Genomic DNA, 19,998 nt, shown 5'->3' with positions numbered 1-19,998 from the left:
CCCGTGGTCAGCCCGGTGACGGCTTCATTGAAGGTGATGGTGACGCCGGAGGTCTCACCGACGGCCAGGGCCGTGTCCGCCACTACGATCGAGGCCGTTGGGCGCACACCGTCTACCACTAGCGCCTTGTTGGCACCGAGCGAATTGACATCGCCAGGCGTGGCCAGGGTTAATATCGCGTTATCGCCAGAGCCATTTTGTATGGTGGCACCATTAAGCGTCAGCGCATTGGTCGATAGATAGTCCAGATCCGCAGATTCGTCGCCTGCTTGAACAGTGTATTGAAAAGTCAGGGTGCTGGAGCCTGAACCGGATACATAATTGATCGTTTGGTCTGTGGTTCCCGTTTCCAGCTGCAGTTGCGGTGTTCCGCCGATGGTATTGACGGTGACCACCTGATTAAAAGCGACTGTAATCGATACGATGTCGCCAATTTTAAAGTCGCCGTCAGGCGTGGATGAAGACACTGACGTTACGAGCGGGTTGGCCGGTGCCGTCAAGGTGAAATCATTGCCGGTGCCGCCGACATAACTGGCAGTGAGTTCGGTTGCATTGCCGCCCGCGGTGAGAGTGCCGCCTTCAGCTACACCCGTGAAGCTTCCGGTAATGGCATCAGCACCATCATTGGTGATGATGGTGTAAGCGTCCGCGCTGCCGGGGGTATAGCTATGCGTAGCCGTTATGCTGGCTGATGACAGATCCACCGTGCCTGTCACATCGACGACGTCGTAGCCTGTGCCTGCTGTGGCACCGGCGATATCCACCGACAAGGTGCCACCGGAGCTGATCGTTAAACCATTACCCAGTGTCAGGGTTCCGGCACCGCCGACACCGGGAGCCAGGGTAGCGCCACTTTGTATGCTAAGCGCACCACCAAGGGTGCCGGTTCCCGCCAGGATGGCGCCACTGGCAACGGTGGTTGTACTGCTCGTGCTGCCCGTTACCGACAAGGTACCCGCCGAAACCGTTGTGGTACCTGAATAGGTATTGGCGCCCGCCAGGGTGACTGTTCCTGCCTGAATCTTGGTGAGGTTGAATGCACCCGATATAACATTGGTGAACGTCTGGTTACCGCCACTGGTAACCCCGATGGAGGTATTGCCGGTCAGGGTGACTGCGCCCGTAATAGTGGTATTGCCCGATGAATAGATGGCACCCAGACCGGCAAAACCCGCCCCTGAAATGGAGAGCGCATCGGCAACCGTGACACCACTGGTAACAGCCAGAATGGCGCCGCTTGCGACCGTCGTGCCGCCTGCGGTGGTTCCCAGCGCGTTATCGCTATTGAGCTGTAAGCCGCCTGCGCTGACGGTGGTTGTACCCGTATAGGTATTATTGCCGTTCAAGTTCAGCGTAAAGGCGCCGGATTTTGTCAGGTTACCCGCGCCGCTGATAACCCCGGTCAGGGTGGAATCGCCATTGGAGGTGATGGTGGCATTGCCTGCAAGGTTGATGTTGTTGCTATAGGTGATGGTGCTACCTTCAAGCTGCAGGTTGCTGGCGTTGAGTGTAAGGTCGCCGCTACCCAGATGCGCAGCGTCACTGACGCTGACCGTACCTGCGGTGGCGGATAATGACCAGCTCGAAGCACTGTTCGAGGTATTACTCAATGTGAGGGTTCCGGCGCCGCTTTTGGTCAGAGTCGTCGCGGTACCGCTGATCGTGCCTGACAGAGTCACAGCCGCGGAGTGGCTGAGCGTGCTATCGGCCAGCACGCTGACACTGTTATCGATGGTGGATGCAGCCGTTACCGCCAGGATGCCACCGTTCAGTGACAGGGTTCCGCTCGGCAGATAGCCATCACCGGCCACCGACAGGGTGCCCGCCGACACCCTGATACCACCCGACATGCTGCCTGAGTTCGTGGCGTTCGATAGCGTCAGGGTTCCTGCATCTGTCTTGTTCAGCTCGAAACTGCCATTGAGCGCGCCGCTCAGGGTCAAGGTGCTGCCCGATGCCGCACTGACGTTGGCATTAGCGGCCAGGGTAAGATTACCCGATACCGTGCTGCTGCCGCTGGCAAGATGGAGCGCGCCGTAGTCTACGCTATCGACGTTCTTGCCTGTGCCGGAAAGGGTAATGGCTTCAGGCAGCGTCAGGCCGCCGGCGATGCGCAGGTCTGTGCCGCCTGCTACCGTCGTTGCACCGGCTGTGCTGCCCAGGGCGTTATTGTGGTTCGCGATCAGCGTACCGGCTTGCAGACTGGTCGCACCGGTAAAGCTGTTGTTGCCACTCAATTGCAAAATGGAGTTGGCGGATTTGGTCAGGCTGCCGCTACCGGAAATGATACCGCTGAAATCTGCAATATTGCGACCGCCACCGCCCCCTACACTGATGGTGCCGCCACTGGCGCCCAGGGTAACGGCATTGTCGATTGTTGCTATTGCCGGTGATCCGGAAGACCCACCGGTAACCAGCACATAGACCTCGCCGCCATCCAGCGCCAGGGTGCCGGAAGAAAGGTTGCTGTCGCTGGTGATAAACAGGGTGCCGGCAGTCACGGTCATGTCACCGGACATGCCCGAGTTGCTGGTGTTGGTTAGTTCCAGTTCGCCGGCGCCGGCCTTGGACAGCCCGCCGCTGCCGGCCAGGGTGCTGGACATCGTCACTGACCCGGTGGAGTTTGTGAAACCCAGCGTGCTACCGCCACCAAGGGTAATGGTGCTGCCAGACAGATTGAGGTTATTGGCGGCATCGGCATTGAGCGTCAGGCTTTCATTAATCGCCAGGTTACCGGCCAGCGTCATGGTGCTGTTAAAACTGTTGGTAAAAACAAGCGTTTGAGAGCCGGTCACATCGGCTGCGGCTATGGCCACGGCTTCACTGAAACTCACACCATTGGCCAGATTGATGGTGGCGGTGTCGGAGGTGTTGGTAACGTAGATGGTATCCGTGGTGACAGTCACATCCGCCGTCGCGGAAGAGGTGCCATCGTTCAGCGCAAAGCGCATGGTGGCATCACCCGCCGGCGTGTCATTACGGTAGGTGACCCGTTGCGCGACGTCGTTGATCAGTGCCGTGGTGGCGGCTGTTCCACTGCTGGTGAAATTGATGCTCAGGACGCCGCCGGTATTGGTGAAGGTCGCGAACGTCAGGCCGCCGGATTGAAGGTTGCTGCCGCTGACGGTGAAACTGGCACCGGCGGTATCAATCCCCAGAATATCGGTGGAGATGGCGGTGCCCGAGCGTTGGACACTCAGGCTGCCGCCCGCCCAGTCGCCATTGCCGCCATTGAGTGCGTCCAGTTCAGTATCGGACAGCGTGGCGTTGCCGCCTGCATCCAGCGTCAGTGTATTGCCTGTGCCGGCCCAGGCTGTGCTGTCGCCATTGAGGTTGCTGATCGACGGCGCTGCATTGGGAGGGTTGGTGTCGCCAGAAAAACTGTCGATATTGGTATTAAAAAATTCAGTGCTGGTAATGCGCACTTCATCTACGCCGATAGTACCGAAACTGAGGGTAGTGGCAGTCAAGGTACTAACGGTCTGGGTGCTGCCGACCAGGCTTCCGTCGAGATAGCCGCCAACGGTCACGGTCTGGCCACCGGAATTGTTGATGTACAGGCTGCTAAAGGTAAAGTCGGCGGCGTCTGTGCGTGCAATCGTCACGCGCTCCGTTGTTGCTAAATTGACAGCGCCTGAAGCCAAATTCATTGAGGCCGAATTGCCGTCACCGAACAGGCTCTCCCAAATCATGTCACCACCATCACCAAGTCCGGTAAAGGTATAGGTGAAATCAACACCGCCCAGGGTGCTGGTGAAACTGGTCACCAGGCCGACATTGGTATCCAGGCTGTCGCTGAAGGCGGTGAGCAAACCGGAATAATCGCTCAAATCAAGCGAGGCGGTTTCGATGCTGCCCTGGGTTGCTTCCAGCTCCCAGTCGCCGCCAAGGCTCGCTGCGCCGGTCAAATCGCTTGATGCGGCAATATCCGCCCCGGTCGCGCTGGCCAGTGACTGGATGAACTCGAGGCCGGCACCATCGCTGCCCAGGGTGCAGCCATAGAGCAGAATATCGCCATCCTCGCTCAGCGACTGGCCGATGGCGGCGAGCAGATCGCTGCGCGTGGCGATAGTGGCGCTGTCGAGCCAGTCGTTGCCCAGCTGCACCTGGCCGCTGTCGCCGTGGCTGAGAATATGGATGGCATCTATGCCCTCGTGGCCGGCGAGTGTATCGGCGATAACCTGCAAGCCATCGCTAGAGGCGTCGAACATCACCACCTCGACGCCCACTGGCAGACCGGCCAGCAGTTGCTGGTAGTCCTGCACCTGGGTGTCGATGAAGACAATTTCCTGGCGGTTGTCTGCACTGCCCGCGACTGCAGTGGCGTCTGCGCCTGGAGCGGAAAACGTATCGTCCGCAGAGGCCGGCTCCGGGCTGCTGTCCTGGGTCTCGACGACTGTGGCCGCTATGGCGCCGTCGAACAGCATGCGCGGCTCCAGTGCCATGGCCAGCGGTGCGACCGCTGCGGCGGGGCGGGCATGGTCGCCAGATCCTGTTTTTTTGCCTGAGTTAGCGAACCACTTCATAAGCTGTCTCCGTGCTATCCATGTCGCCGCCGCATACTGTCGGGAGCCGCATACAGTGATGTCTTTGGGGGTGAATGCCTCCTGTGCCGCCAGCCCTGCCCAGTGACAGGGGTGGCGGTACTGGTCATCAGCTACGTGAAGGGAAGAGACCTTCCAGTGCGATGATGAAATTGCTGCCCAGAAAGGGGTTGCGGGTCTGTACAGGCTGGCTGCCGCCGGCCGGTTGCACGGTCACCAGGTTGTTAAAGGGTTCAAGGGTGGTGTTGGGCGTTTCGGTGCTGTACAGGGCGCCGGGTCGGCCTGAGTTGCTCGCAGGCCCCAGCACAGTGTTGGTCGCCGGCGCCGCGGTGGTATCTGAGCTGGTGCTATTGGCAGGAATAGCGATGCTTGCTTCGGCCGTGTGTGAATGGGAGGGCATATTTACCTGGGTCAGGGTCACGGATTCAGTGCCGCCTTGTTCCCCGATGGTTATATTACTCAGTCCCGGGCCCTGTTCGATACCGACCGGGCTGCGCCCGCGCAGGTCGGGCAGGGCGAAGGTGGTCCGGCCGTCGCCACCGTATTGGGTCCCAAGCAACGCAAAGAGCGCGTTATTTTGGGAAATTGGCAATAGCTGCCCCTGGCAGAAGGCCCAGCCACGGGGCGCGAAGTTGAAACCGACCAGGCGGATTTCGCCGATAAAGGGTTCGCTCATTATTATTCTCCGTGTCGTGCTTATTGTGCACGGGCGTTTTGAGGTGCCCGTACTCCGTTGCCACTATGGCAATCCTGTGTTGTTCCAGGCCCTGGCAGCCTGTCGGACTTAACACTGATCTACTCGCTTCGTTTCAAGTGTTAAATAGAACCTCTATTCGCCTTAAAAGAGCCCAAAAACTGACTCAAAACGGCCATTTCCTCGCTACGACCGGTCAAGTCCGACAGGCTGCTAGTCTGACCGTGTCACCGTGCGCTCAGTAGAGATGTGTCGAGGCTGCTGGTTTTGATCCAGCCGGATTCTGGGCAGCGCTTTATCGGTGACCTGGTCTGTGGTTACCGACCGGGGAGGTCTGTGCATTTCGAGATAAACGTCCTTGTCGGCGACTATGTCGAAGCCCAGGCGCTGGTAAAGTCGCACCGCCGGATTCTGTGATTCGACATGAAGTGTGACGGCAAGCCCGCTGGCATCGGTGCGGGCCAGTACCTCATTGAGTAACCTGCTACCCAGACCCGTGCCACGCAGCTCGGGCAGCAGGGCGATATCAATCAGTTGCAGGGTGGTTTTGCCCCAAGAAAGATACAGGCGGCCGATAGCCCGACCTTCCTGTTCAATCAGCCAGAATTCGCCGTCGGGAAAGTGTTCCTGATAGTAATTTAACTGAAGTTGAAACTGTTGCCGGAGAAACTCGGCGATCGCCTCCGGTGGCCAGCCGCAGCCAGACATTTCAGCTGCGCGGGTGGAGGCATAAAGGTGCTGGATAAAGGCGAGATCGGTACTGTTCTGCGGACGTAGATTGTAGTTATGGGTTGGCACAGAGCAGCATCCTTGCATATTTTAGACCCGTCGCTGTAGCCAACGACAGACGACTACGTAGCAACAGCCTAGCCTAAGCAACCAGGTTGTCAAACTGGCCACTGACCGTCGACCGCGAGCGACAGGGTCTGCAGAACCTGACACCGCCAGGGCCTGACAGCCTCCATAGTGGCCGTGCCCGGCAGCCTGCTTCCAACTGATGGAGTCTGTGCGTGCGGTGCTTGCTCAAAACCCGCTCTCGCGCACACCCAGGGCGGCGATTCGGCGCCAGACGGCGCCAAACACGGATTCATGTTGCCCCTGCAATATCACCAGGCCGCGTAAGGGCTGCAGCGGCAGTGTCAGCTCATCGACGAGCGCCAGGCGTACTGCGTACTGTGCCTGCAGCGGCTGGGCACCTTGCCGCCCGTCGCGGCGCACGGCGATGGGGCCTGCGTGATCCGAGGCCAGGGATTCGATATCCAGATAAGGCGCTGCGGTGGTGCTAATTTCGTGCAGGCGAACCTTAAGTGCCGGGCGCAGTGGATCGTCGGCGATGAAACGCCCTTGGGCCCCGGCTTCAACACGCCACAGGGCTTCCTCCGGCAGGTAACCGCTCAGGCGCACCTGTTGTTCCACCACCCGCGCCAGCAGCTGCTCTGGCTTCAGCCAGCGGCCCGGTCGGGTGTCCTGCAGCAGGTCACGTACCTTGCCGGCATGGGGTGCCCGTACCAGCAATCGGGCGCGCTGGGCGCTCAGGCCGCGGTATTCGGCCAGTGATTCGGCCAGCTGCTGCTCGAGCACGCCGGCATCTGCGGCGGTTTCGCTGCGCCCGGCCAGACGTCGCAGTTGCAGCTGCAGGGTACGGATCTGGCTGTGCACGATGGATTGTCGGGCATCCAGGTCCGGAGATTCCAGTTCCAGCAAAAGCTCGCCGGCCTGCACCTGCTGGCCATCGCTGACCAGGAATTGTTTCAGGCGTGCGGGCATCGGTGCATAGAGGGCGCTGGCCCGGGTGGCCTGAAGCAGGGCCGGCACCTCAACGGCGCTGCGCCAGGGAACGAGGAGCAGCAAGAGGCCGCCGAGCAGCAGCAGCCCGGTGAACAGCAGTCGGACAGGGCGCACCTGTTCGCGGCGCTGCCACCACTCGCGCATTTCACGCCAGACTGGCAGGCCGATGAACCAGGCCAGCTCCACCAGCATCAGGAAGCTGCCCAGCAGCTTGAAAAAGAGGTGGTAAACGATCAGGGCGATGGCAAAAAACAGCGCCGCCCGCCACAGCCAGGCGCTGTAGCCCCAGGCCAACAGGCGGCGGTAAAGGGCCGGTGACCAGGGTTCGGGCATCGGCTCGCCATAGCCGAACAGGGCCTCGCGCAGTCGCCAGCGACACAGGGCGAAGGCTCGTTGCTGCAGGTTTTCCACCCTCCATAGATCACTGAGCAGGTAATAGCCGTCAAAGCGCAGGAAGGGGTTGAGGTTGATCACCAGGGTGGTCAGCCAGGTGGCGCTGGCGAGCATGAAAGCTGAGGTGCGCCAGGGCCCATCCGGCAGTAGTGACCAGGCCAGCAGGGCGATGGCCGCCAGCAGCAGCTCGGCGAGCATGCCGCCGGCGCCGATCAACAGACGGGAGCGTCGGTCGTTTACCCGCCAGGCATCGCTGACATCGGTATAGAACAGCGGAAACAGCACCATGAAGGCCAGTCCCATACTCTGTACCCGACAGCCCGCGCGCTTGGCCATATAAGCGTGGCCGAACTCATGGCACAGCTTGGCGAATACCAGGGCGATGCCGAAGGCCAGTGCACCGCCGAGGCTGAACAGGTGCGGGAAGGTCGCGAGAAATCGTTCCCAGTCGCGGGCTACCAGAAAGAGCCCGAGGCCAAGCACCAGCGGCAGGCCGACACGCAGCAGGCCTGCGCCCTGACGCTCGAGCCAGGGCCAGGTGCGATTGAGAAAAGCATCCGGTCGCCACAATGGAATGCGAAAAAAAAGGTACTGGTGCAGCACCAGTCGCCACAGGCTTTGTCGCCGGGCGGCGGCCTTGGCGCCGTAGCTGGCACGCTGCTCGGCATCCAGAGCCGCAATCAGGTCGTGATCGCGCAGAAAGCGCAGTAGCTGTTGCAGGTCGGTTTCGCTCAGGGGCACGCCGGGTTGTTCATTGGCGGCCTTCAGGACGCGCTGCGCATCGCCCAGTGCCCAGTGTTGCAACAGTCGCAGCGCGGCACCGCCGAGCTTGAAATAGCGACCGCGCAGCGGATCTGCCAGGGTCCACTGCGGCGAGCCGTCCAGCGCGGTGGCGGCAGGCGAAAGTTGCAGGTCGGGACGCAGTGCCGGCAACTGCATTTACAGCCCCAATCCCTGGCGCAGCGCGGCCAGCGGGCGGCGCAGCAGATACAGGGCCAGTGGCACGCGTTGACCGAAGAGTTTCGCGGTACCGCGCAGGCCGATACGCGGTGGCGTTGCGAGGAAACTGGCATCCAGGCGGTAGGCCAGCTGGCCGGCGGCGCTGGTTTGCGCCTCGTAGGCCAGGCGTTCCAGACGGGCGGCGTGACGGTTAAGCGGATCGCTGTCGAGGAACAGTGCCACCTCGGCGCCCGGCCCCAGATCGATGGCGTCAGCCACCGCCAGTTCGATGCGCAACTCGGCCTGCTGCGGATCGGCAATATCCATCAGGCGTTCACCGGTCTTTACGGGCTTGCCGGTCCAGCGTTCGGCGTCGGCGAACACGGCGATGCCATCGCGTTCGGCGCGGACCTCGCTACGGGCGAGCAGCTCGCGGGCATAGTCTCGTTCGGCGCGCTTTTGTTCCACTCTGGCGGCCAGCAGATCCAGCCGCGCCTTGGCGTCGGTATCGGAGAAGGCCCGCTGGGCATTGCTTTTTAGCTCGGCATCGGCCACATCCAGGCTGCGCTCGGCTACATCTGCCTGGGCACGCAGCGAGGTGGCATCAAAGCGCAGCAACGTCTCGCCGCTGCGCACCGGCTGATTGGGTTTGACCAGAAATTCTGCAATGACGCCGTCCAGCGGCGCCGTGACGACGCGACCATTGAGCGGCACCACTTCGGCCGGTGCCAGTACCGACTGGCGCACCGGCAGGAACAGCAACAGCGAGGCGACCACCAGTACGGCCAGAATTTTGCGCCTGGGCCAGCGCAGCCGCCAGGGCTTGCGCGGTTGCAGCGCCAGCCAGGCATGGCTGTAGCAATCGCCGAGCTGTGCCAGCAGTGCCTTTTCGGCATCGCTCCAGGGTTGTTCGCGGGCGATCCAGAGACCACCAAAGAGCGCCTGCTGGCGATCGAGCAGCGGCAGCCAGAACACCGCGCTGGCCGACAGGCTCTGACAGTCGGCACGGGTCTCCTCGCTCAGCCTTGCTGTGTCCACCTGCTGCGCCTGGGTCGGTACGCCCTGAGTCAGCAATTCGCTGGCGGCACGTTCGACGAAGGCGACGAAGGGGGCATGGGGCTCGACCTGGCTGATGCCTGTTACCGCCCGGGTGCGACCGGCGATCAGCAGCGCAGCATGACGATAGCCGAACAGCGGTTGCGCATCATTGACCAGGCTATAGGCCAGGCTGTCGATATCCGCGGCGGCCCGCGTCTGGCTTTGCAGGGCCAGGAGCTGGGCGAAGACACGTTCGGCGGGGTCCGGCAGCCTGGCGCTCATTGCGCCTCCAGGAAACGTGCGCTGCCACTCATGCCGGCTAGCAGGCCGGCCGTATCCGGCGGCAGTGTGCCTATGAGCAGCAGGGTCTGGCTGGCTTCATCGATGCGGGCACCCAGGCGTTTGACTTCAACCGCCAGGGGCTGCCCCGTTTCATCCGGCACGAACTCGAAGCGGCGCCCTGGCTTGAGCCAGCCCAGCCAGTTGGAGGGCACCAGCAGCTGCACTTCCAGGGTGCGGTTATCCACGATTTCCAGCAGTGGCGTGCCGCTGGCGACACTCTCGTGTGGCTGTACCCGGCGTTGCACCACCTGGCCATCGAAGGGAGCGCTGACCGAACAGCGCTGGACCTGCACCTTGTAGACCTGGGCTTCGGCCTGGGCCTGGGCCTGACGGGCTTCGGCCAGGGCCACCTCGAAACGGCCGACCGAGTTGAACGAGGCCAGCTGCTTCTTGTGATTCAGTTCTTCGCGCGTTGCCCGCACCGCCGCCTGGGCGGCATTCAGCTGGGCCTGATAGGCACTGCAGTCGAAGCGTACCAGCACATCGCCCTGCTTGAAGTCCTGGCCATCGGTATAGGGCATCTCGGTGATGCGGCCGGCCAGTTCGCTGGACAGAACGGCCTGGTCACGGGCCCGCAAAACGCCGCGCGCCTTGCGCTCGCTATTGTTCTGGGCCTGAATGGGGGCGTCGAGCAGAGGGTCACCGGCTTGTGTAGCGGCGGTGCCGTTGCCGGCATAGAGGAGCCACAGGATCGCACCGATCTTACTGATGTTTCGCTGCATTTGCGTTCCCTGCAAGATAAACACTGGCAGCAGTGTAAAGGAGTCACGCCCGGGGGTAAATCGCAGGTTACGCACGGCCGCGGCCTGGGATAGGCGCCTTGCCACAGCGTTGAGTCGTCCGGCGACGGCTGTGTTAAGCAGGGTTGTGTACGGCCGCTTTAGCCCCGTTGCTGGCACGGATTATGGGTTGCATTGGGGCGGGCTGTGCCATCGAGTTGCCGCTTTGGTGCTGAGGTTGCGATTCATACCGGAGCATTATATCTCTGTCGGCTACACTGTGCTGTTTTCGCCGGAGGCCTTCGATGCATCAGATTCTGGTATACGCCGACTCCCTGAGTTGGGGCATTATCCCCGATACGCGGCAACGTTTTCGCTTTGATCAGCGTTGGCCCGGCGTTATGGAGCTGGCGCTGGTAAGCGCAGGAATGCCGGTGCGGGTCATCGAAAACTGTCTTAACGGGCGGCGCACGGTATGGGAAGATCCGTTCAAGCCTGGTCGCAACGGCCTTGAGGGGCTCGGCGCCTGTATCGAGATGAACTCGCCGCTGGCGCTGGTGATCCTGCTGCTGGGCACCAACGATTTTCAGTCCATGCACGGATACAATGCCTGGCATTCGGCCCAGGGCCTGGGTGCGCTTATCAGTGCCATTCGCGGTGCCCCCATTGAGCCTGGCATGCCGGTGCCACCCATTCTGGTGGTTGCACCGCCACCCCTGCAGCAGGCCAGGGGTGCTATAGCGCCCAAGTTCGAGGGTTGCGAAACTCGCGCCATCGGTCTCACGGCGGCGATTGAGGCGCTCGCCCATGAACGTGGTTGTCATTTTTTTGATGCGGGATCCGTCACGCCGACCAGCCGGGTGGATGGCGTACATCTGGACGAGGATCAGCATCGGCGCCTCGGTGAGGCGCTTGCACTGGAGGTGCAGGCTCTGTTACCCGAGGAACTGCACGAAATCCCATGATTATTCGCAACTATAAAACGGCCGACAGCCGTGCCATCGCCGACCTTTTTCATGCGGCGGTGCATGCCATCGCCAGCACGGACTATAGCGCCGCGCAGTGCGAAGCCTGGGCGCCCACGCCGCCAAACTACGCCGCCTGGCAGCTGCGCCTTGCGCAGCGTCAGCCCTTCGTTGCAGAGCAGGATGATGTGATTCTGGGCTTTATCGAACTGGAGCCCGATGGCCATATCGACTGTCTCTATGTGCACCCGGAGCATCAGCGCCGGGGTATTGCCGGCCGTTTGTTGCGGCATCTGCTGCAGCAGGCCCGGATTCTTGGCATTACGCAGCTGCATGTCGAGGCCAGCAGGCCAGCCCGGCCGTTTTTCGCAGCCCATGGCTTTGAGCTTCAGGCACAGAATAGCGTCGTTCGCCGCGGCCAGACGCTGATCAACTACCGCATGGTGCGAATGCCGGGCGCCGAATGATCCGGCCATGCGTGGGGGGGGGGGCGTCAGCCTTCTATACTGAAACAGGGCAGCGAGTCTGTTTGTCCATCTGATCATAAAGAGCAGGTCGCATCATGTTAAAAATCAACAAGGTTGCGCATAACCGCATCGATATCGAGCTTTCCGGCAGGCTGAACAGCGACGACATGAAGCTCGCGCTGGACAACCTCATCAGCCAGTCCAAAAGCATCGAGCATGGGCGCATGCTGTATCGAATCAACGACTTCGATTTTCCGACCCTCGGCGCCATTGGCGTTGAGCTGTCGCGCCTGCCGGCACTGTTTGGGCTGATCCACCGGTTTGACCGGGCGGCGGTGCTGTCGGACAAAAAGTGGATTCAGCGCATGAGTGAATTTGAAGGCCATCTGTTTCCCGGGCTGGAGATCAAGGCCTTTGATTGCAACGATGTACTGGCGGCGGAAGCCTGGCTGGCGGGTTCGCCCGACTAATCATTAAGTGTGTCTGGTGCAGGGGAAAACGGGATGAAACCACGCATTAGTCTGATCACCCTGGGGGTGGATAATCTGCAAGCCTCGGTATCTTTCTACCGTGATGGCCTGGGGCTGGCCACCGAAGGCATTCTGGGCACCGAGTTCGAGGATGGCGCCGTGGCCTTTTTTGATCTGCAGGCCGGGCTCAAGCTGGGGCTGTTCGGGCGCAAAAGCCTGGCAAAAGACTGTGGACTGCCGGCGAGCACGGGATCGCAGGGCGGACCTGAATTCAGCCTGGCCCACAACGTGGCCTCAAAGGCGGAGGTTGATCAGGTGATGGCGCAGGCTGCAACGGCCGGCGCCAGGATATTGAAACCGGCAGAGGACACCTTCTGGGGTGGCTACGCCGGTTATTTTCAGGACCCCGATGATCACCTGTGGGAAGTCGCCTGGAATCCGCACTGGCCTGTTCCTGATGCCTGAATGCATGGGTCTGAGGCCGCTGGAGGGAAACTGGAGGGAAAAGTCCCGTGCAGCGGAGCAGATTCCCCCGGATTCTATGGGCTATCACCTGGGTGACGTTTCACCCGCAGGCGTCAGAGCTCCGTACTGAGCGAGGGTGCACTTACAGAAGGCGCAGTGTTGCAGCCCATCCAGCCCCAATGCTTGACTCGAAATGTATCAGGGTGGCGATTAACAGCCAGCCAGGCTGAAGTCCCGGAAAGATGCAACCGTATGATCTACCAAAATGCAGGATGGGCGTCGATCAGGTCGCCGTATCCTGCAGGTGCCTGTGTGGGTGCAGGAGTAATCCCGTGTGCTCGGGGCATCCATCGGCTGAAACAAATCCGTTACAATACGCGCTGCTGTCGGGTCTGTTTGCAGGGATTTAAATGACGTCCAATTCGCTTTTCAAGCACCGTACTTTCATGCGTTTCTGGATCGGCCAGATGGCGTCGTCCCTGGCGTTCCAGATGCTGATGGTGGGGCTCGGCTGGCAGATCTACAACCTGACAGACAGCGCCCTGAGCCTTGGGCTTGTGGGCCTGGCCCGCTACCTGCCCCAACTGGTGCTGACGCTTTATGCCGGCCACGTGGCCGATAACCATGACCGCCACAGGATCATGATGCAGTGTCGGCTGGTACTGACCCTGAGTATCGCGGTGCTGGCCGTGACCAGCGTGCTGGGCATTATCACCCCGGCGATCATCTATGGCTGCTGTGTGGTGATGGGCACGGCCAGGGCATTCGAGATGCCGGCGACCCAGGCCATGGTGCCCAATATTGTCGGCGCCGATCTGCTGGCGCCGGCGCTGACCTGGACGGCCTCGGGGCGTGAGGCGACCACCATCGTCGGGCCGGCACTCGGTGGCGTGATCTATATCTTCGGTGCCGGCGCGCTCTACGGGTCCAGTACGCTGCTGTGCCTGCTCTCGGCCGTCATTCTGGCGAATCTGCGCTATCGCCATGAAGCCCGCACTAAGCAGCCGGTTACCCTCGACTCCATGCTGGGCGGGCTGCGCTTTACCTGGAGAAACCCGGTAATCTTCGGGTCCATTTCGCTCGATATGCTGGCGGTGCTGGTGGGGAGCGTCACTGCGCTGATGCCCATTGTCGCCCGTGACATTCTGGAAACCGGGCCCTGGGGACTTGGGCTCTTGCGCAGTGCGCCGGCCGTGGGTGCCGTGCTGATGTCGGTCTATCTGGCCTGGCGCCCGGTGAAGCGTACCGTGGGGGTGAAGATGTTTGTCGCGGTCGCCGTATTCGGCAGCATGACCATTGTCTTTGGTCTGTCGGAAACGCTGTGGCTGTCGATTCTGTCGCTGCTGATTATGGGCGCCGCCGATATGGTGAGCGTGGTGATCCGCTCGACGCTGGTGCAGCTCGAGACGCCGGATGAAATGCGTGGTCGCGTCAGCGCCGTCAATTCGATTTTTATCAGTACCTCCAATCAGCTGGGCGAATTCGAGTCCGGCGTTATGGCGGCCTGGCTGGGTGTGGTGCCGGCGATTATTGTCGGCGGTGTCGGTACTCTGGGTGTCGTGGCGCTCTGGGTGTACTGGTTCCCCAGCCTTGTGAAGCGGGATTATCTGGATATGCGCCCAGCAGCCTCTGATACAAACGATGTCAAAGGCAAGGCCGGGGAGCCCGACCGCAAGACCGGGGAAAGCTCAGCCGGGGCATGAAGGATGCCGTTGTCGATGATGCGCTGCGCGGCACCCTGCCTTCTCTGGCCTTGATCCTGGCATCGTCACATAAGGACTGGCGGTTATATTGCTTGTTGGTCAGGCTCATGCGGTTGCAGGGTAACTCTTAGGCGCAAAAGTCTGATGCAAGAGTCTGGTACGCACGCAAAAGAGCGAGGGTGATTCGCGGCCCTCGCTCTTTTTTATTGGGGCTATCCGTTCGCGGCACCGGCGAGGCGCCCGACGTCTGTGTTTTTGCGTATCCATGGCCGCGACAGCAGGCGGCGCTGCACGGTGGCGGCGACCAGCCCGAGGCCGATACCGCCGAGGATGGCGATGGTATCGATTACCGGCCCCTGGCCCTCAATGCCGGCCATGGGCAGCAGAACCTCAGGCACCAGCCGGTGCAGCAGGTAAATCGGGAAGGCGGCCTGGGCGAGTCGCATGACCGGCCGTATGGCGCGGCGCGGCAGGCGGATGCGCGGCACGAAACACAGCAGCCCCACGAGAACGAGCAGGCTCATGTACTTGATCCAGCCGCCGTGCCAGTTGCCGCCCAAATACGCCGCTATTGGCATGATCAGGCAGGCAAGCCCCAGCACGATATACCGCTCGCGTTGCGTCTGGGCTGTGCTGATGCACCAGCCCAGCGCGAAGATGTAGAGCACCCAGGGCAGGGTAAAGAGGGCCCGGCCCTGCATGGGCCAGATTTCGGGGATGCTGAAGCGAAGGACTGCAGCCAGGCCGAAGAGGCAGAGGCCGAAACCAAAGCGCTGCGCGTCCCTTGAGTGTTTTGCTCCCGCCAGCCTGCGACGCAGCCCGGGGATCATGAAGGGTATGGCGATCAGCAGCGAGATCTGCACGTAAGCTTCAACAAACCAGTAGAGATAGGGCAGCATTTCGTGTGTTTCTGGCCTGGTGAGGGCAAAGTTGCCCAGCAGCAGTGCCGAGACCCAGGGCACCTGGCCCCATGCCAGCGAATAGCCCGCCAGTACCGCGTAATAAGGTATGAGCACGCCCAGCATCGGGGTGAAATAGGCCCGCATATCACCGCTGACAAGGGTATCCCAGCGATAGGCCGCAACGCTCATGCCCATCAGAATGATCATCGCCGCCGCGCCGCCATAGATTGGCCAGAGCGTCTGGTGTGAGACCACCACCGCCATTATTGCCAGCACCCGCGCCACCAGTTCGGTGGGCAGGCTGTGGCCCTGGGGCGGTGCTGCCTGTTCGAGGTCGGCGATGGTCATGCGTTCCCAGCCCTGGGGTACGCCACCGATGTGCTCTTCCAGCGCGAGGGTCAGTTCTACATGGCACAGCGAATCGCCACCCAGGCTTGCAAAGGTGTCTGTGGGGTGTATGGTGCGCGGGGCGAAGGCCGCACGGTAGGCGGCCAGCACGCTTTTGCTGCGGGACCTGTTGCCAGGCTGCGTCTTCAGCGCCGGGTAATCGATCTTGCCATTGCTGCGTCTTGGCAACTCATGCAGCAGGCGGACATCGAAATGCTGCGATCCGATACCGCTGAGCTCTGCTGCGCGCGCCTGTATTTGTGTGGCATCGATGCAGGCGCCGGTCACGGCGATGCCGATGCGCCTGTCATCGCCCCAGATCGCAATCTCGCGCCCGGCATCGGCGAGGCCAAGCTCCAGCGCATCATGGCCGATGCGCAGGCCCGCAATCTTGGACATGCGTGAAAGTCGCCCCGTGATGCGGTAAATGCCGTTACTGTCGCGCCGGGCCAGATCGCCTGTGGCCAGTTCATCGAGCTCGGCGCCCCGGGCCAGGTCCCCGTGACTTTGGGCATAGCCCATCATCACATTGGGGCCGCGGTAGATTAGCTCGCCTTCGCCTTCGGGTGCCGTGAGGGTGCGGCCGCGCTCATCACGCAGCGCAAGTTCGCCGCCCGGGATGGCGATGCCAATTGCATCGGGTGTCTGTTGCGCAAGCGCAGGCGGCAGCCAGGCGATGCGGGCGGTCGCCTCGGTCTGGCCGTACATGACCTGGAAGCGCCCCCCGCGGGCATCCATCCGTGCCGCCCATGTGCTCACACTCTGTGGCGCCATGGCGCCGCCCGCCACGCTCAGAAAACGCAGGCTGGCGGGCAGTGCCTTGTCCAGCCCTGCACTTTCGAGCAGGCTGAAATGATGTGGCACGCCCGCCAGATTGGTGGCGCCGCTGGCCGCGAGGGCGGTGTCGAAACCGGGTGTCAGCACTGAATCGGGATGCAGCCAGAGGCTGGCACCGCGCAGCAGGTGGGAGTGCAACACCGAGATGCCGTAGGAGTAATGCAGCGGCAGGATCAGTGCGGCGCGATCATCCGCGTTCAGCTCAAGATAGTCGGCAATGGACTCGGCATTGGCCTGCAGCGCCTGGGCGGATAGCCGCACGCCGCGCCCCTGGCCGGTACTGCCGGAAGTTTGCAGCAGCAGCGCCAGGTCCGGATGCAGCAGCCTTGTCGGCCCCGGCTGTGTCAGCAGTTGCCAGCGGCCGTCGATACGGCGATAGCTCGCCGCGGGACGAAAGCGCTGTTCGAGCTGCAGGGCGGTGTCGGTGGCGCCAGCAGGTGTCGGCATCACGGCATGGCCCGCCGCGAGAGCACCGATATAGGCGCTGATCGCAGCGGGATCGGAGGCCGCTTCTATAGCGATCAGCCGACGCCCGCACTCCTGTCCAAGGCTCTCACCAAGGGCCTGGCCGAATGCTGCGGCCTGGTCGGCGAGCGCTGCATAGCTCAGCGCTGTGCCGTTCTTGTGCAGTAAGCAGGGGCTGCTGCCATGGGCCCGAAGGCGATCGAGATTGAAAAACATAACCGTGACTACCCGTGCCGTACTCTTGCGATGAGGCCTGGAAAAGTCGGCTATTGTAACCACAGATGAGAGTAAGTCCTATTCCCTTTTGTAAATAAGAGTAAGTCGTATTAATAGTTCAGGGCAAAGCTAAGGCTTTGCTCCTGGCCCCTTGCCCCTGGCTCCTTAAAATAATACCGCGCATGGCGTCCCGTCTGCTTCCAGAAACGCCCCGATCAGTTCCCGGCAATGGCTGACCAGTGGTGAGCTGTCGCTGGCGCGCAGGCTGAGAATGATGGGGGAGGTTGCGTCCTGTTCCTGCAGCGGGATGTAGTGTACGTCCTGGCGGTGCTGCTGTTGCACCGAGGCGGGTACCAGGGTCACGCCTATGCCGGCGGCGACCAGACCGATGGCGGTCTGCATCTCGTTGGTCCACTGCACCACATCCAGCCGCAGGCTGTGGCGGGCAAACAGCTCCAGCACATGATCGGCGTAGCTTGGACGCGGATTACCGGGATAGAGCACGAAGGGCTCGCGGGCAAGATCCGCAAGGCAGGTTGTCTTGCCCTGCAGCGGGTGATTGGCGGGAAGGGCCGCGACCAGCGGATCTTCGGTCAGCACGATCTGGAGGATGCTGGGGTCGGCGATATGGATACGGCCAAAGCCAATGTCGATACGCCCGGCCTTGAGCGCTTCAATCTGCTGTACGGTGGTCAGCTCGCTCAGGCCAAGCTCGATACCCTCATCGCCGCGCAGGCGGCTGATCAGCTGCGGCAGCACGCCATAGAGGGTGGAGGGAGCAAAGCCTATCCCCATCCAGCGCTTGCGCCCCTGGCCAATGCGCTGGGTATTGTCGCAGACCTTGGTCAGCTGTTCGAGCAGGGCGCTGGAGTGCTCATGAAAGAAGCGGCCGGCCTCGGTCAGGCGCAGCGGCCGGCTGCGCTCAATAAGGGTCACACCGAGTTCCTCTTCGAGCTGCTGTATCTGGCGGCTCAGCGGGGGCTGGGCGATATGCAGCATTTCGGCGGCGCGGGTGAAGTTGAGTGTCTGGGCCAGTACCTGGAAGTAGCGCAAGTGACGCAGTTCCATTGAACCTCCATAACGGTGAATGACTTTTCATACCTGCAGAGTATAGTACCAGACAAATTCAATATTGGATTCCGGCGTTTTTTCAGGCCAGTATCGGTTCAAGCAAGTATAGAACCGAGTGGGTATTGAAATGATTTCTAGCGCGATCGAGTCGGTTGAAACCATCATCGTTGATCTGCCAACGATACGGCCGCATCAGCTGGCCATGCACACCATGCAGCACCAGACCCTGGTGATAGTGCGCATCCGCTGCGCCGACGGTATTGAAGGTATCGGCGAGGCCACCACCATTGGCGGTCTGGCCTATGGCAATGAAAGCCCGGACAGCATGAAGACCAATATTGATCGTTTCTTCGCACCTCTGCTGGTAGGGCAGGATGCCAGTAACGTCAATGCTGCCATGCAGCGTCTGGATCGCACCATCAAGGGCAATACCTTTGCCAAGTCCGGCATCGAGACTGCACTGCTGGATGCCCAGGGCAAGCGCCTTGGCATGGCGGTGAGTGAGCTGCTGGGCGGCCGCGTGCGCGACTCGCTGGAGGTAGCCTGGACGCTGGCCAGTGGCAACACTGAAAAGGATATCGCCGAAGCCGAGCACATGCTGGATATTCGCAGGCACCGTGTCTTCAAGCTCAAGATTGGCGCCAACGAAGTCAGCCGGGATCTCAAGCATGTGATCGCCATCAAGAAGGCCCTGGGGGATCGCGGTTCGGTGCGTGTGGACGTCAATCAGGCCTGGGATGAGGCGGTAGCCATCCGCGCCTGCCAGGAGCTGGGTGACAACGGTATCGATCTGATCGAACAGCCCATTTCACGCAATAACCGCAGCGGTCAGGTACGCCTGAACCAGCGCAGCCCGGCGCCGATCATGGCGGACGAATCCATCGAATGCGTGGAGGATGCCTTTAATCTGGCGGCCGAGGGCGCGGCTTCGGTATTTGCCCTCAAAATCGCCAAGAACGGTGGCCCGCGGGCCGTGCTGCGTACCGCCGCCATCGCCGAGGCCGCCGGTATCGGCCTCTACGGCGCGACTATGCTGGAAGGTAGCGTCGGCTCGCTTGCCGCCGCCCATGCCTTCCTGACGCTGAAGAAGTTGACCTGGCACACCGAGCTGTTTGGCCCGCTGCTGCTGACCGAAGATATCGTCACCGAGCCGCCGGTGTATCGCGATTTCCAGCTTGAGGTGCCCAGTACGCCGGGCATTGGCCTGACCCTCGATGAAGAGCGTCTCGCGTTCTTCAGCCGTAAATAACCCTTTCCCGAGGAGATACTTAAATGCTGTTTCACGTAAAGATGACCGTCAATATCCCCCTGGATATGGATCCTGCCAAGGCCGAGCAGATCAAGGCTGAAGAGAAGGCGCTGGCGCAGCGCCTGCAGCACGAGGGCAAGTGGCGCCACCTGTGGCGTATCGCCGGCCAGTACGCCAACTACAGCCTGTTCGATGTCGACAGCACCCAGGAGCTGCATGACATCCTGATGCAGCTGCCGCTGTTTCCCTATATGGATATCGAAGTCGAGGCACTCTGTCGCCACGCGTCGTCCATCCATGCCGATGACCGTTGATTAGCCGTACTAACCTAGTTAAATAAATAA

The 19,998-nt window shown here is 61.4% G+C and carries 15 protein-coding genes; 7 read left to right on the top strand and 8 right to left on the bottom strand.

Annotation, left to right across the window (positions count from 1 at the left end; genetic code table 11):
* The 6 genes from MRS74_RS21520 to MRS74_RS21495 form a co-directional block, all read right to left on the bottom strand.
* Positions 1 to 4,526: DUF4347 domain-containing protein (locus MRS74_RS21520; RefSeq protein ID WP_254582344.1), on the bottom strand; the 4,526-nt coding region annotated here is incomplete at its 3' end.
* 127 nt (positions 4,527 to 4,653) lie between these two features.
* Positions 4,654 to 5,220 (bottom strand): phage tail protein, encoded by a 567-nt coding sequence (locus MRS74_RS21515; protein ID WP_254582343.1) that lies wholly within the window; start codon positions 5,218 to 5,220, stop codon positions 4,654 to 4,656.
* A gap of 231 nt (positions 5,221 to 5,451) precedes the next feature.
* Positions 5,452 to 6,036, bottom strand: coding sequence for a GNAT family N-acetyltransferase (locus tag MRS74_RS21510; protein ID WP_254582342.1), 585 nt, complete (start codon positions 6,034 to 6,036; stop codon positions 5,452 to 5,454).
* Between the two features lie 225 nt (positions 6,037 to 6,261).
* Positions 6,262 to 8,358, bottom strand: coding sequence for a site-2 protease family protein (locus MRS74_RS21505; RefSeq protein ID WP_254582341.1), 2,097 nt, complete (start codon positions 8,356 to 8,358; stop codon positions 6,262 to 6,264).
* Complete coding sequence (locus MRS74_RS21500; RefSeq protein ID WP_254582340.1) at positions 8,359 to 9,678, bottom strand: efflux RND transporter periplasmic adaptor subunit; 1,320 nt, start codon at positions 9,676 to 9,678, stop codon at positions 8,359 to 8,361. It abuts the gene before it with no gap.
* Positions 9,675 to 10,460: an efflux RND transporter periplasmic adaptor subunit gene (locus MRS74_RS21495; protein ID WP_254582339.1), complete on the bottom strand. Its 786-nt coding sequence runs from the start codon at positions 10,458 to 10,460 to the stop codon at positions 9,675 to 9,677. The genes MRS74_RS21500 and MRS74_RS21495 overlap by 4 nt, the downstream gene beginning before the upstream one ends.
* A gap of 302 nt (positions 10,461 to 10,762) precedes the next feature.
* On the opposite strand from MRS74_RS21495, the gene MRS74_RS21490 reads away from it, so the two are divergent.
* From MRS74_RS21490 to MRS74_RS21470, 5 genes are all read left to right on the top strand, one after another.
* On the top strand, positions 10,763 to 11,422 hold the full coding sequence (locus MRS74_RS21490) for an SGNH/GDSL hydrolase family protein (protein WP_254582338.1): 660 nt from the start codon (positions 10,763 to 10,765) through the stop codon (positions 11,420 to 11,422).
* Positions 11,419 to 11,889 (top strand): GNAT family N-acetyltransferase, encoded by a 471-nt coding sequence (locus MRS74_RS21485; protein WP_254582337.1) that lies wholly within the window; start codon positions 11,419 to 11,421, stop codon positions 11,887 to 11,889. The genes MRS74_RS21490 and MRS74_RS21485 overlap by 4 nt, the downstream gene beginning before the upstream one ends.
* A gap of 95 nt (positions 11,890 to 11,984) precedes the next feature.
* Positions 11,985 to 12,359 (top strand): SpoIIAA family protein, encoded by a 375-nt coding sequence (locus MRS74_RS21480; RefSeq protein WP_254582336.1) that lies wholly within the window; start codon positions 11,985 to 11,987, stop codon positions 12,357 to 12,359.
* A 33-nt stretch (positions 12,360 to 12,392) separates the two neighbouring features.
* A complete protein-coding gene (locus tag MRS74_RS21475) occupies positions 12,393 to 12,824 on the top strand; it encodes a VOC family protein (RefSeq protein ID WP_254582335.1) in 432 nt (143 codons plus the stop codon).
* 410 nt (positions 12,825 to 13,234) lie between these two features.
* A complete protein-coding gene (locus tag MRS74_RS21470) occupies positions 13,235 to 14,527 on the top strand; it encodes an MFS transporter (RefSeq protein WP_254582334.1) in 1,293 nt (430 codons plus the stop codon).
* Between the two features lie 212 nt (positions 14,528 to 14,739).
* On the opposite strand, the gene MRS74_RS21465 is transcribed toward MRS74_RS21470, so the two are convergent.
* A complete protein-coding gene (locus MRS74_RS21465; protein WP_254582333.1) occupies positions 14,740 to 17,334 on the bottom strand; it encodes an AMP-binding protein in 2,595 nt (864 codons plus the stop codon).
* A gap of 165 nt (positions 17,335 to 17,499) precedes the next feature.
* Positions 17,500 to 18,402, bottom strand: coding sequence for a LysR family transcriptional regulator (locus MRS74_RS21460; protein WP_254582332.1), 903 nt, complete (start codon positions 18,400 to 18,402; stop codon positions 17,500 to 17,502).
* Between the two features lie 130 nt (positions 18,403 to 18,532).
* Here MRS74_RS21460 and MRS74_RS21455 point away from each other — a divergent pair, with 130 nt between their 5' ends.
* The gene (locus MRS74_RS21455) at positions 18,533 to 19,654 is read left to right on the top strand and encodes a muconate cycloisomerase family protein (RefSeq protein ID WP_254582331.1); all 1,122 of its coding nucleotides are present in this window, start codon (positions 18,533 to 18,535) and stop codon (positions 19,652 to 19,654) included.
* 23 nt (positions 19,655 to 19,677) lie between these two features.
* A complete protein-coding gene (gene catC, locus MRS74_RS21450; protein WP_254582330.1) occupies positions 19,678 to 19,968 on the top strand; it encodes a muconolactone Delta-isomerase in 291 nt (96 codons plus the stop codon).
* The last annotated feature ends 30 nt before the right edge of the window (positions 19,969 to 19,998 follow it).

The organism is Marinobacterium sedimentorum (assembly GCF_024267675.1).
Taxonomy (GTDB): domain Bacteria; phylum Pseudomonadota; class Gammaproteobacteria; order Pseudomonadales; family Balneatricaceae; genus Marinobacterium_A; species Marinobacterium_A sedimentorum.
Note: the sequence above shows the minus strand (reverse complement) of the source record. Positions and strands in the feature narration are given on the sequence as shown.